At 72.1% G+C, this 12,426-nt stretch carries 11 protein-coding genes; 2 read left to right on the top strand and 9 right to left on the bottom strand.

From position 1 onward, the window contains the following. Positions 1-79: 79 nt before the first annotated feature. Entirely contained in the window at positions 80-2,842 is a 2,763-nt protein-coding gene (valS, locus tag ACIQLL_RS12575; RefSeq protein WP_402467563.1) for a valine--tRNA ligase, read from the top strand. Between the two features lie 64 nt (positions 2,843-2,906). On the opposite strand, the gene ACIQLL_RS12570 is transcribed toward valS, so the two are convergent. The 7 genes from ACIQLL_RS12570 to ACIQLL_RS12540 all read right to left on the bottom strand — a co-directional run bounded on the left by ACIQLL_RS12570 (position 2,907) and on the right by ACIQLL_RS12540 (position 10,109). Further along, on the bottom strand, positions 2,907-4,148 hold the full coding sequence (locus ACIQLL_RS12570; RefSeq protein ID WP_402467562.1) for a baeRF2 domain-containing protein: 1,242 nt from the start codon (positions 4,146-4,148) through the stop codon (positions 2,907-2,909). A gap of 218 nt (positions 4,149-4,366) precedes the next feature. Continuing rightward, positions 4,367-4,744 (bottom strand): chorismate mutase, encoded by a 378-nt coding sequence (locus tag ACIQLL_RS12565; protein WP_402467559.1) that lies wholly within the window; start codon positions 4,742-4,744, stop codon positions 4,367-4,369. A 98-nt stretch (positions 4,745-4,842) separates the two neighbouring features. Further along, positions 4,843-6,108, bottom strand: a complete 1,266-nt coding sequence (gene clpX / locus ACIQLL_RS12560; protein WP_402467556.1) for an ATP-dependent Clp protease ATP-binding subunit ClpX — start codon at positions 6,106-6,108, stop codon at positions 4,843-4,845. A gap of 155 nt (positions 6,109-6,263) precedes the next feature. Next, on the bottom strand, positions 6,264-6,989 hold the full coding sequence (locus tag ACIQLL_RS12555) for an ATP-dependent Clp protease proteolytic subunit (protein WP_402467553.1): 726 nt from the start codon (positions 6,987-6,989) through the stop codon (positions 6,264-6,266). 46 nt (positions 6,990-7,035) lie between these two features. Further along, the gene (locus ACIQLL_RS12550; RefSeq protein ID WP_402467550.1) at positions 7,036-7,674 is read right to left on the bottom strand and encodes an ATP-dependent Clp protease proteolytic subunit; all 639 of its coding nucleotides are present in this window, start codon (positions 7,672-7,674) and stop codon (positions 7,036-7,038) included. 201 nt (positions 7,675-7,875) lie between these two features. Next, positions 7,876-9,252, bottom strand: a complete 1,377-nt coding sequence (gene tig, locus ACIQLL_RS12545) for a trigger factor (RefSeq protein WP_402468124.1) — start codon at positions 9,250-9,252, stop codon at positions 7,876-7,878. A 230-nt stretch (positions 9,253-9,482) separates the two neighbouring features. Continuing rightward, positions 9,483-10,109 carry a helix-turn-helix domain-containing protein gene (locus ACIQLL_RS12540; RefSeq protein WP_402467547.1) on the bottom strand — a complete coding sequence of 209 codons (627 nt, stop codon included), beginning with the start codon at positions 10,107-10,109 and terminating at the stop codon, positions 9,483-9,485. A gap of 65 nt (positions 10,110-10,174) precedes the next feature. Here ACIQLL_RS12540 and ACIQLL_RS12535 point away from each other — a divergent pair, with 65 nt between their 5' ends. Further along, positions 10,175-11,131: an NAD(P)/FAD-dependent oxidoreductase gene (locus ACIQLL_RS12535; RefSeq protein WP_402467544.1), complete on the top strand. Its 957-nt coding sequence runs from the start codon at positions 10,175-10,177 to the stop codon at positions 11,129-11,131. Positions 11,132-11,191: 60 nt separating this feature from the next. Here the strand turns inward: ACIQLL_RS12535 and ACIQLL_RS12530 are convergent, their stop codons facing one another. Both ACIQLL_RS12530 and ACIQLL_RS12525 read right to left on the bottom strand, forming a co-directional pair. Beyond that, entirely contained in the window at positions 11,192-11,650 is a 459-nt protein-coding gene (locus tag ACIQLL_RS12530) for a DUF4190 domain-containing protein (protein ID WP_402467541.1), read from the bottom strand. A gap of 100 nt (positions 11,651-11,750) precedes the next feature. Further along, positions 11,751-12,410, bottom strand: a complete 660-nt coding sequence (locus tag ACIQLL_RS12525) for a DUF4190 domain-containing protein (protein WP_402467539.1) — start codon at positions 12,408-12,410, stop codon at positions 11,751-11,753. Positions 12,411-12,426: the final 16 nt, after the last annotated feature.

Raw genomic sequence — 12,426 nt, 5'->3', positions numbered from 1 at the left:
CCTCTGATCATAGTCAGAGAATTTCGCGGGCCGGAATCCGGTGCCGCCGAGCCCCCGTCGTCTGGGACAATGGCTGACCATGAGCGACTTCCCGACCCCTGACGAGCAGACCCCCGCCACGAACCCGGCCGCCGGCGCCCGCGTCACCGGCGACGTCGTGCGCGCGGTGGTCCGGGAGGTACCGGACAGGGTCAGCACCGACGGGCTCGAGCAGAAGTTCGACGAGCGCTGGGCGGCCGAGGGCACCTTCGCGTTCGACCGCACCGCCACGCGCGAGCAGGTGTACTCCATCGACACCCCGCCGCCCACGGTGTCCGGCTCGCTGCACGTGGGGCACGTCTTCAGCTACACGCACACCGACGTCGTCGCCCGGTTCCAGCGCATGCGGGGCAAGGAGGTCTTCTACCCCATGGGGTGGGACGACAACGGCCTGCCCACCGAGCGCCGCGTGCAGAACTACTTCGGGGTGCGCTGCGACCCGTCCCTGCCCTACGTCGAGGGGTTCGAGCCCCCGCACCAGGGCACCGAGGGCAAGGCCGTCAAGCCCGCCGACCAGGTGCCGGTCAGCCGGCGCAACTTCATCGAGCTGTGCGAGCGGCTCACCGCGGACGACGAGCGCCAGTTCGAGGAGCTGTGGCGGCGGCTCGGCCTGTCCGTCGACTGGTCGCAGACCTACCAGACCATCGACGCGACGTCGCGCGCGGCCTCCCAGCGCGCCTTCCTGCGCAACCTGGACCGCGGTGAGGCCTACCAGGCCGAGGCCCCGGGCCTGTGGGACGTGACGTTCCAGACCGCCGTCGCCCAGGCCGAGCTCGAGGCACGCGAGTACCCCGGGCACTACCACCGCGTGGCGTTCCACGGCGCCGCCGGCGAGCCCGTCTTCATCGAGACCACCCGTCCCGAGCTCATCCCCGCCGTCGTCGCCCTCATCGCCCACCCGGACGACGAGCGCTACCAGCACCTGTTCGGCACCACCGTCACCTCGCCGCTGTTCGGCGTCGAGGTGCCCGTGCTCGCCCACACCGCCGCCGCCATGGACAAGGGCGCCGGCATCGCCATGTGCTGCACCTTCGGCGACCTCACCGACGTGCAGTGGTGGCGCGAGCTGCAGCTGCCGACCCGTTCCGTCGTCGGGCGGGACGGCCGGCTGCACCGTGACACCCCCGAGTGGGTCGCCGGCGGCCCGGGCGCCGCGCTCTACGCCGAGGGGCTCGCCGGTCGGACGACCTTCAGCGCCCGCAAGGCCGTCGTCGAGGCCCTCGTGGCCTCCGGCGACCTGGACGGCGAGCCGAAGCCCACCCAGCGGATGACGAACTTCTACGAGAAGGGCGACAAGCCCCTCGAGATCGTCACCTCACGGCAGTGGTACATCCGCAACGGCGGCCGGGCCTGGGACCAGCGGCCGCTGCGCGACGAGCTGCTCGCCCGCGGCAAGGAGCTCGACTTCCACCCCGAGTTCATGCGGGTGCGCTACGAGAACTGGGTCGGTGGCCTCAACGGCGACTGGCTGGTGTCCCGGCAGCGGTTCTTCGGCGTGGCGGTGCCGGTCTGGTACCCGATCGACGCGCACGGCGAGGTGGACCACGACCACCCCATCACGCCGTCCGAGGCCGAGCTGCCCGTCGACCCCACGTCGCAGGCGCCCGCGGGCTACGAGGAGTCCCAGCGCGGCGAGCCCGGCGGGTTCGTGGGCGACGCCGACGTCATGGACACGTGGGCCACGTCCTCCCTGAGCCCGCTCATCGTCTCGGGCTGGGAGCGCGACGCCGACCTCTTCGACCGCGTCTACCCCATGGACCTGCGCCCGCAGGGCCAGGACATCATCCGCACGTGGCTCTTCTCCTCCGTGGTGCGCTCGCACCTGGAGGAGGGCGTGCTGCCGTGGCGCAACGCCGCCATCAGCGGCTGGATCCTGGACCCCGACCGCAAGAAGATGTCCAAGTCCAAGGGCAACGTGGTCACGCCGATGGACCTGCTCGTCGAGCACGGCTCCGACGCCGTCCGCTACTGGGCCGCCGCCGCTCGCCTGGGCACGGACGCGGCGTTCGAGGTCGGGCAGATGAAGATCGGCCGCCGCCTCGCGATCAAGGTCCTCAACGCGTCCAAGTTCGCCCTGACCTTCGGGGTCGACCCGGCCACCGGCAGCGGTGAGATCACCCTGGACCCGGCCGCGGTGACGGTGGACCTCGACCGGGCGATGCTCGCCGGGCTGGCCGACGTCGTCGAGCAGGCCACCGCCGCGCTCGAGGCCTACGACCACACCCGCGCCCTGGAGATCACCGAGTCGTACTTCTGGGCGTTCTGCGACGACTACCTCGAGCTCGTCAAGGACCGCGCGTACGGCGCCGGCGCCTCGGCCACAGATCTGACCGCCGAGACGGTCTCCGCGCGCACCGCCCTGGCGATCGCGCTCGACGCCATGCTGCGGCTCCTGGCACCGTTCATCCCGTTCGCCACCGAGGAGGTCTGGTCCTGGTGGCGGACCGGCTCGGTGCACCGTGCCGCGTGGCCGACGGCCGAGCCGCTGCGCTCCGCCGCGGACGGCGCCGACCCGGTCGCGCTCACGGCCGCAGGGAACGCGCTGGCGGCCCTGCGCAAGCTGAAGTCGGCCGCGAAGGTCTCCATGAAGACGCCGATCCTGTCGGCGCAGGTCGCCGTGCCCGCGCACCTGCTCCCGGGGGTCCGGTCCGCGGTGGAGGACATCCGTGGCGCCGGGCGCGCGACGGGTGACCTGGAGCTGGTCGAGGCGACGGACGGCCAGGGCGACCCCGACGTCCAGGGCGGGATCGTCGTCGTCGAGCACGAGCTCGGCGAGCCGCCCGTCAAGAAGCCCCGCGGCTGACCGAGCCGCCACGACTCGGCCCCCGCGACACGTCGTGTCGCGGGGGCCGAGTCCTTCCTGCTCGTCAGTGGGCGGTCGACACCCGGCCGTCGTCCCCGCTCATCGTCGCCGCCGACTCGTGGGGAGTCCCGCCGTCGTGCCAGCGCAACGTGGCCCCGACACCGTCGCGCAGGTCCACCGAGCCCTCCGGGGCGAACACGAGCCCGGCATCCTGACCGATCGCAGCACGCAGGAGCGCGGAGGCCGCCGGCAGCTCCTCCGGGTCGTCGACGCCGGTCAGCTCCCCGCGCGCGACCGCGACGTGCAGCGGGTCGGGCCCGATCCACAGCCGGCGGCCGTTGAGCAGGCCACCGGGGCCGGGGCTCTCCGCCGGGGAGTCCACCCACGACCGCAGCGCCCGGGCGGCGTCGTCGGCCAGCTGTTCGGAGAGGACCAGGTGCTTGACCTGGCCACGTGCCAGGACCTGCACGACGTCGTCGATGCTGGTGACGGCACCGGCCTCGCGGCCCAGCCCCTCGCGCAGCTCGGCGAGCACCTGTTCGCGACGGCGTTCACGGAACGAGTCCAACGCGTCCGCCACCGACTCCGCGAACGCCCCCTGGTGGACGCCGTCGTCGCGACCCCCGCCCGGGACCTCCACGGTGGCCTCCCTCGCCTGCTGGCCGAGGGCGGCCCGCACCAGCGGGACGGCACGCACATCACCGGTGATCATGACGATCTCGGGACGCTGCTGCGCCACGCGGCGGTCGATCTCACCCGCCACCGCTTCGGCGTTGCGCTGCCAGGAGTCCTCCGCGCGCGACTCGATGGTGGCCCGCTTGGTCGAGGTGCTCGACGTCTTGGAGATCTCGTCGTGCGGACCCTCGAAGGACTCCCGCGGGCCGGCCGGGTACCCGTCGCTGCCCACCGGGAAGAAGTCGGCACCCAGGCGGTCGACGGCCACGCAGAGCGCGTCCGCGGCCTCGTCGGCGGACCGGGCCGCCTGGAGCAGGGACGGCACCTGGTGCCAGACACCGGCCATCACCGACGGCGGCTCCCGCAGCACCCGGTCGACGAGCACGCCGTCCGCGTCGGCGATGAGCACCCTCCCGTGCGGCCCACGTACCCTCGTCGGCCGATCGACCGCCTCGTCCAGGTCGGCGAGCACCTCCTCGGCGGCACCCTGCTTGACGAGCGACCGCCGCACGGAGCGCCAGCGGTTCGCCACGTCCTTGTCACCGGCCTCCACCGAACGCGTGGCGTCCAGGTAGACGGTGGCGAACGGGCCGGGGTGTCCGACCAGGGGCTTGAGCCATTCGATCCTCATGCAGATCCCCCTCGGGTCCGTCGACTGTGCCTCCCAGCGTGCGACGGATCCCCGGTCACCGCCACCCACGACACGCGACGGCCGCGCACGGTGGCCTACCTCACCGGGTCCTGGCCTACCTCGCCGGGTTGTTGCCTACCCCAGCGGGTCCTGGCCTACCTCGCGGGCAGCGCGCCGACCTCGCCGGGTTGTGGTCTACCTCGGCGGACGGCGACGGGTCAGCTGTAGGTGTCGAGCGGCGGAGCCTCGCCGGAACGACGGCCGGCCTCGTGCTCGGCGGCGATCCGCTCGTGGTGGCGGATCACCTCGGTGACGATGAACTCCCGGAACTGCTCGGCGAGCTGCGGGTCCAGCCCTGCGCCGGTCGCGATGGTCTTGAGACGCTCGATCTGCTGGCGGTCGCGCTGCGGGTCGGCCGGCGGCATCCCGTGCGTCGCCTTGAGCTCCCCGACGCGGCGCGTGGCGCGGAACCGCTCCGCCAGCAGATGCACCATCGCGGCGTCGATGTTGTCGATCGTGCCGCGCAGCTCCAGGATCTCTGCGGGCAGCACCCGGCCGGTCTCGGGCACGGGTGCTTCGTCGAAGGGCTCAGCCATGCCTCGATCCTACGGTCCCCCGCGTCGCTCAGGGCACCTGCCCGCGATGCGACCACCGGACGCCCGGGGAGCCGCCCGACGACGGCGCACCGGTCCGATCAGGCGGACTTGCGGTTGCGCACCGGCCCGGAGGACCGCGGCACGATGGTCGGGTTGACGTTCTCCTCGACGACCTCGCGGGTGACCACGACGCCCTCGACGTCGTCCCGGCTCGGCACGTCGAACATCACCTGCTGCAGGACCTCTTCCATGATGGCGCGCAGCCCCCGGGCCCCTGTCCCCCGCAGCAACGCCTGCTCGGCGATGGCGTCCACGGCGTCGTCGTCGAAGTCGAGGCGGACCCCGTCGATCTCGAACATCCGCTGGTACTGCTTGACCAGGGCGTTGCGGGGCTCGGTGAGGATGCGCACCAGGGCCTCGCGGTCCAGGGGCGAGACGGAGGCGATGACCGGCAGACGGCCGATGAACTCCGGGATCAGCCCGTACTTGTGCAGGTCCTCGGGACGCACCTCGGAGAACAGGTCCTCGTCCGCCGCCGACTCCATCGGGGCCGAGAAGCCGATGCCGCGCTTGCGGGCGCGGGAGGCGATGATGTCGTCCAGCCCGGCGAACGCGCCGGCCACGATGAACAGCACGTTCGACGTGTCGATCTGGATGAACTCCTGGTGGGGGTGCTTGCGACCGCCCTGCGGCGGGACGGAGGCGCTGGTGCCCTCGATGATCTTCAGCAGCGCCTGCTGCACACCCTCGCCCGAGACGTCACGCGTGATCGACGGGTTCTCGGCCTTGCGGGCCACCTTGTCGACCTCGTCGATGTAGATGATGCCGGTCTCGGCCTTCTTGACGTCGTAGTCCGCGGCCTGGATGAGCTTGAGCAGGATGTTCTCGACGTCCTCGCCCACGTAGCCCGCCTCGGTGAGGGCCGTGGCGTCCGCGATCGCGAAGGGGACGTTGAGCATCTTCGCCAGCGTCTGCGCCAGGTAGGTCTTGCCGGTGCCCGTGGGGCCGATGAGCAGGATGTTGGACTTGGCGATCTCGACGCCGTCGTCGTCGTCCTTGGCCGGCACGGGAGCCTGGACCCGCTTGTAGTGGTTGTAGACCGCGACCGCGAGGGCCCGCTTGGCGGGCTCCTGCCCGATGACGTACTGCTCGAGGAACGAGAAGATCTCGCGGGGCTTGGGCAGCTCCGTCATGCCGAGCTCGGTGGCCTCGCCCAGCTCCTCCTCGATGATCTCGTTGCACAGGTCGATGCACTCGTCGCAGATGTACACGCCTGGACCAGCGATCAACTTCTTGACCTGCTTCTGGGACTTCCCGCAGAAGGAACACTTCAACAGGTCTGCGCCGTCACCGATTCGAGCCACTGCGGGCCTCCTTGTCTCGTGCAGGTCCTCGCACCATTCCACACCACGGGGGCCCGGTTGTCAGCAGAGATCGCCCGGTGTGGCGCGACCCGGGCCCGCGACGAGGCGTCGCGAGCCCGGGTCGTGAGCCGCCACGGGACGGTCGGAGGCCGCCGTCAGCGCTGGATCGCCACCGGCTTGCGGGACTCGAGGACCTGGTCGACCAGGCCGTAGTCCTTGGCCTGGGCGGCCGTGAGGATCTTGTCGCGCTCGATGTCGTCGCGGATCTCGGAGGCTTCCTTGCCCGTGTGGCGGGCCAGGGTCTCCTCGAGCCACTCACGCATGCGGATGAGCTCGTTGGCATGGATCTCGATGTCCGAGGCCTGGGCGTAGCCGCCGCCCTCCATCGCGGGCTGGTGGATCAGCACCCGGGCGTTCGGCAGCGCGAGGCGCTTGCCGAGCTGACCCGCCGCGAGCAGCACCGAGGCCGCCGAGGCCGCCTGCCCCAGGCAGACGGTCTGGATCTGCGGCTTGATGAACTGCATCGTGTCGTACAGGGCGGTCATGGCCGTGAACGACCCACCGGGCGAGTTGATGTAGATCATCACGTCACGGTCCGGGTCCTGGGACTCCAGGACCAGCAGCTGCGCCATGATGTCGTCGGCCGACGCGTCGTCGACCTGCACGCCCATGAAGATGATGCGGTCCTCGAACAACTTGGTGTACGGGTCCTGGCGCTTGAAGCCGTACGGGGTGCGCTCCTCGAACTGCGGCAGCACGTAACGGGCACTCGGGGCGGCGTCGCTCGTGCCGAACGGCATCGCGACGCCGCCCGGGCGCGCGGCGGGGCCGGCGAGGCGCTCGGCCCGCATCGCGAACTGGTACTCGGCGGAGTGGCTCATGGTTCTCCTCGGGGGGAAGTCGTGGTCGGTCGACCTGGGCGTCGGGTCACTCGGCGGTCGTGCCGCCGCCCCCGGACACCGAGGAGGCGTTGGCGACGACGCGGTCGACGAAGCCGTACTCGAGCGCCTCGTCCGCCGTGAACCAGCTGTCGCGGTCGTTGTCCTTGAGGATCTTCTCGAGCGGCTGGCCGGTCTGCTCGGCCGTCAGCTCGGCGAGGACCTTCTTCATGTGCATGATCAGCTGGGCCCCGATGCGCACGTCGGTGGCCGTGCCGCCGACGCCGCCGGACGGCTGATGCATGAGCACGCGCGCGTGCGGGGTGATGTAGCGCTTGCCCTGGGCGCCCGAGGACAGCAGGAACTGTCCCATCGAGGCCGCCATGCCCATCGCCACGGTCGCCACGTCCGGCTGGATGAACTGCATGGTGTCGTAGATCGCCATGCCGGCCGTGATCGAGCCGCCCGGGGAGTTGATGTAGAGGTAGATATCCTTGTCGGGGTCCTCGGCCGCCAGGAGCATCATCTGGGCGCAGATCGCGTTCGCGTTCTCGTCGCGCACCTCCGAGCCCAGCCAGATGATGCGCTCCCGCAGGAGCCGGTTGTAGATGGAGTCGTTCAGGCCCAGGCCCTGTCCCTCGGACCGGGCCACCGGTGCCGCGCCGTCCGTCTGCAGCAGGTCGTTCACGTCCGTCTCCTTCGCTTCGCTGTCGCTCGACCCTAACGCGCCCGACCGGCCCGAACAGTCCTCGGTACGCCCGGTTTCGCTGCAGGCGCACAGGCCCGTCGTCAGCGCCCGTTCCGGGGACGACGACGGCCCGCACCTCCCGTGGGGAAGGTGCGGGCCGTCGTCGAGCGTGCGGGCCGTGCCGCGCGTCGGGCCGTGGGATCAGGCCTTGGCGGCCTCGGTGTCCTCGGCCTCCTCCTCGGAGGTGGCCTCCTCGATCGCCTCGCCGGCGGCCTCGGTCGCGGCGGCGGCGGTCTCGTCGTCCTCCTCGGACCCGATGAACTCGGTGAGGTCCACGACGTTGCCCTCGGAGTCCTTGACCTCGATGTCGCGCAGCGCGACGGCGAGCGCCTTGGAGCGGGCGACCTCGCCGACCATCGCGGGGATCTGGCCGCCCTGGTCGAGGGTCTGGATGAACTGCTGCGGCTCCATGCCGTACTGCTGGGAGGCCTGGACCAGGTACTCGATGAGCTCACCCTGGCCCACCTGGACCTGCAGCTTCTCGGCGAGCGTGTCGAGCAGGATCTGGTTGGTGATCGCCTTGGTGGCGTCCACGGTGACCTCGGCACGGTGCTCGTCGTCCTCGAGACGACCCTCCTGCTCGAGGTGACGGTGCACCTCGGCCTCGACGACGCCGGCCGGGACCGGGACCTCGACGGCCTCGAGCAGCTTCTCCAGCAGCGCGTCGCGGGCGGCGACGGCCTGGTTCGACGTCTTGGCGGAAGCGACCTGCTCGCGCAGGTCGGCCTGGAGCTCGGCGAGCGTGTCGAACTCCGAGGCCATCTGGGCGAAGTCGTCGTCGGCCTCGGGCAGCTCGCGCTCCTTGACGGACGTGGCGGTGACGGTGACCGTCGCCTCCTCGCCCTCGTGCTCACCACCGGCGAGGTTGGAGGAGAAGGTGGTGGTCTCCTCGGCGGACAGGCCCGTGAGGGCCTCGTCCAGGCCGTCCAGCATGTTGCCGGAACCGATCTGGTAGGAGACGCCGGAGACCGAGTCGATCTCCTCGTCGCCGATGACGGCCTTGAGGTCGATGACGACGTAGTCGCCCTCGACGGCGGGGCGGTCGACGCCCACGAGAGTCCCGAAGCGCTCGCGCAGGGAGTCGAGGCGCTCGGCCACGTCGGCGTCGGCGACCTCGGTGGACTCCACGGTCAGGTCGATGCCGGACAGCTCCGGCAGGGTGAGCTCGGGGCGGACCTCGACCTCGGCGACGAAGGCGAGCTGGCCCTCACCGGCCTTCTCGGGGATCTCGGTGACCTCGACCTCGGGCTGGCCCAGCGGGCGCAGCTCCTCGGCGGTGACGGCGTCACGGTAGAAGCCCGACAGGCCCTCGTTCACGGCGTGCTCGACGACGGCACCCCAGCCGACCCGCTGGTCGATGATGCGCGGGGGGACCTTGCCCTTGCGGAAGCCGGGGATGTTCACCTGCTCCGCGATGTGCTTGTAGGCGTGGTCGATGCTCGGCTTGAGCTCGTCGTACTCCACCTCGACGGTCAGCTTGACCTTGGTGGGATCCAGGGTCTCGACGGCGCTCTTCACTTCGATGGTCTCCAACGGTGTCGGGTGCGTGCGCGCGCGTCTTGCCGGAGCGAGCCGGCCTGGTTGCTGCGGCGCTGGATGCTTGCAACGACCCGCACGGCAGGCGTACGGGCAACCCATCGATCATACGCCACGCCACCCTGGCGAGGACACGGGCCGTCGGGTGGCCTTCACCACGGGACAGCCGCTCCACACCCGGCCCGGTCGGGGCGACGGCGCCGGGGAGCAGGTCAGCCCGACGCCCGCGGGCGGATCCGGGTGTGCGCGCGCTGCCCCTGCTTGCCGAAGAGGCTGAGCAGCTCCACCGCCGCGTCGTCGGCCGGCCCGAACCAGTGCGGGACGCGGGTGTCGAACTCCGCGGCCTCGCCCGGTCCCATGACGACGTCGTGGTGGCCCAGCACGAGCCGCAGCCGCCCCGACAGCACGTAGAGCCACTCGTAGCCCTCGTGGGTGCGCGGGTCGGGCCCGTCCGGCCGGGAGCCCGCCTCGAGGATCAGCTTGTACGCCCCGATGTCGGTCGCTCCCGGCGTCAGCGCGAGCGTGGTCATGCCATCGGCCGTCACCGGCTTCGGGTGCACCCGGGGGTCCCCGGTGGTGGGGGCGTCCACCAGGTCGTCGAGGGTCACGCCGTGGGCACGCGCCAGCGGCAGCAGCAGCTCGAGGGTGGGCCGCCGGGTGCCGGACTCGAGCCGGGACAGGGTGCTGACCGAGATGCCCGTCCGGGCCGACAGGGCCGCGAGGGTCACGCCTCGCTCGGTGCGCAGGCCGCGCAGCCGCGGCCCGACGGTGCCGAGCGCGACGGCGAGGTCGGTCGGGACCGAGGGCCCGGGCGGGGCGTGCGTGCCGTCGTCGTGCATGCCGCCAGTTTGCCATAGCGGCAACGGCTGTTGCTCATCGGCGATGCCGGTCGGATTCTGGGTCCATGGACGACACCCTCGAGACCACGTACGACGTGCTGGTGATCGGCGGCGGCGCCGCCGGCCTCAGCGGAGCACTCACCCTGGCGCGCGCCCGGTGGCGCGTGGCCGTGATCGATGCCGGCGCACCCCGCAACGCTCCGGCCGCGGGCGTCCACGGGCTGCTCGGCCGCGACGGCGTCTCCCCCGCCGAGCTCCTCGCGACGGGCCGGGCGGAGGTCCGCGCCGTCGGCGGCCAGGTGCACGACGCCCGGGTGGCGCAGGTGGTGCGGGACGACGGCGGCACTCACCCCTTCGCCGTGACGCTCGACGACGGACGCGTCACCCGAGCCCGCCGGCTCCTGCTCGCCACCGGGCTCGTGGACGAGCTGCCCGACGTCCCCGGTCTGGCCGAGCGCTGGGGGCGCGACGTGCTGCACTGCCCGTTCTGCCACGGCTACGAGGTGCGCGGGCGCCGGATCGGCATCCTGGCGACCGGACCGCACGCGGTGCGCCAGGCGCTGCTGTTCAGCCAGTGGAGCGACCAGGTCGTGCTGCTCACGCACACCGGACCCGCCCCCACGGGCGACGACGACGCACGGCTGGCGGCCCGGTCCGTCGACGTCGTCGACGGACGCGTCCGCCAGGTCGTCACCGAGGACGAGCGGCTCACCGGCGTCGTGCTCGACGACGGGGGCACCGTGGCGCTCGACGCCCTGGTCGTCGGGACCACCATGCGGGCCCGGGCCGACGTCGTCGGACCCCTCGGGCTGGCGGTCACCGCGCACCCGTCCGGCCAGGGCGATCACCTCGTGGCCGACGAGACCGGACGCACGTCCGTGCCCGGGGTGTGGGTGGCCGGCAACGCGACGAACCTGTCCGCACAGGTCGCGACCGCCGCCGCCGAGGGCACCTGGGCGGCGGCCCAGATCACGATGGACCTGATCGAGGCCGACACCGCCGCGCTCGTCGGGAGCCGCTGACGCACCACGGCCCGCCCCGACGCGACGTCGGGGCGGGCCGAGGGCAGCAAGGTCGGGCCGTCAGCTGCAGGTGTAGGTGATGCCGTCCTGGACGTGCGTGCCCGGCCCCAGGTCGTTGCACACCTCGATGACGTGGGCGAGTCCCACGCCGAGGGCGATGCCGCCGATGATCACGCCGATCAGGACCAGGCTGCTCACGACGATCCCGGCGATCGCCACGCCGTTCGACTGCCCGGCCTTCTTCGACTTGCGCAGACCGACGATCGACAGGATGAGCCCGACCAGGGACAGCGGGCCCAGGAACCCGAGGACCAGACCCACGATCCCGAACGTGGTCCCGGGATTCTGGGTCGGCGGCTGGCCGTAGCCCGGGGCAGGCTGACCACCCGGGTACGGACCGGGGGCAGGCTGACCACCCGGGTACGGACCGGGGGCAGGCTGACCACCCGGGTACGGACCCGGAGGAGGCTGCTGGGAGTCGTACGGGTCCTGCGGGACGTTCGGGCCCGGCGTGGTCATGAGTCTCCTCGAGGTCGGCCGTCGGTGGTCGATGTCGAACCCCGGCGATCATGCCAGAGCGCCGTGCTCGCGGCGAGGGCTGTCTCCGGCCGAGTGGCGGCTACACGACCGGCAGCGATGCGCTCGCCGGAACCAGGAACAGCGCGAACAGGACGATCGCCGCGAGCGTCGCCACCCCGACCCACCCCAGGACGACGCCCGCGAGCGCCAGGCCGTGGCCCTGCTGGGGCGACTGCGGGGGTGCGGACCTGATCTGGCCGAGTGCGACGTAGCCGAAGATCAACGCGAGGATGCTGCCGACCCAGGACAGCCAGAGGATCCCCAGGACCAGCGAGGCGATGGCGAGGCCGTTGGTCGGCGGCCGCACGACGTACCGGGGCTGCGCGTACGCCTGAGGGTAGGGCGGCGTCGGGTGGGCCGGTCCGGGGTACGTCTGCGCCGGGTAGCCCGGCGCCGGGTAGGCCTGGAGGTCGCCGTACCGGGGATCGCCCAGCTGCGGAGAAGGCGGCTGCGGCGCACCGTGCTGGACGTACCCGGCGGCCTGGCCGGTCGCCTGCTGGTACGGGCTCACCGGCTGGACCGAGCCGGGCTGCGCGGACGGCTGGTACGCCGGGTAGCGACTTGGGTCCGCGGCGGTCCCCCAGGGGGCGTCGGCGGGGGTGCCGGCCGTGTCGCCGCCCACGGGCAGCGGCCGGGTGGCCTGCTCCTGCGGGTGCCCGTCCGACTCCGGCACTGCGTAGGGGTCGTGCGGTTCGGTCACGGCGGGCTCCGGTGCT

Origin of the sequence: Isoptericola aurantiacus (assembly GCF_044769875.1) — a bacterium.
GTDB lineage: Bacteria > Actinomycetota > Actinomycetes > Actinomycetales > Cellulomonadaceae > Isoptericola > Isoptericola aurantiacus.
This window is presented reverse-complemented; position numbering and strand designations above follow the sequence as displayed.

Coding starts and splice junctions, on each gene's coding strand:
- valS (WP_402467563.1), top strand. CDS start 80: ATGAGCGACTTCCCGACCCCTGACGAGCAGACCCCCGCCACGAACCCG.
- ACIQLL_RS12570 (WP_402467562.1), bottom strand. CDS start 4,148: ATGAGGATCGAATGGCTCAAGCCCCTGGTCGGACACCCCGGCCCGTTC.
- ACIQLL_RS12565 (WP_402467559.1), bottom strand. CDS start 4,744: ATGGCTGAGCCCTTCGACGAAGCACCCGTGCCCGAGACCGGCCGGGTG.
- ACIQLL_RS12555 (WP_402467553.1), bottom strand. CDS start 6,989: ATGAGCCACTCCGCCGAGTACCAGTTCGCGATGCGGGCCGAGCGCCTC.
- ACIQLL_RS12540 (WP_402467547.1), bottom strand. CDS start 10,109: ATGCACGACGACGGCACGCACGCCCCGCCCGGGCCCTCGGTCCCGACC.
- ACIQLL_RS12535 (WP_402467544.1), top strand. CDS start 10,175: ATGGACGACACCCTCGAGACCACGTACGACGTGCTGGTGATCGGCGGC.
- ACIQLL_RS12530 (WP_402467541.1), bottom strand. CDS start 11,650: ATGACCACGCCGGGCCCGAACGTCCCGCAGGACCCGTACGACTCCCAG.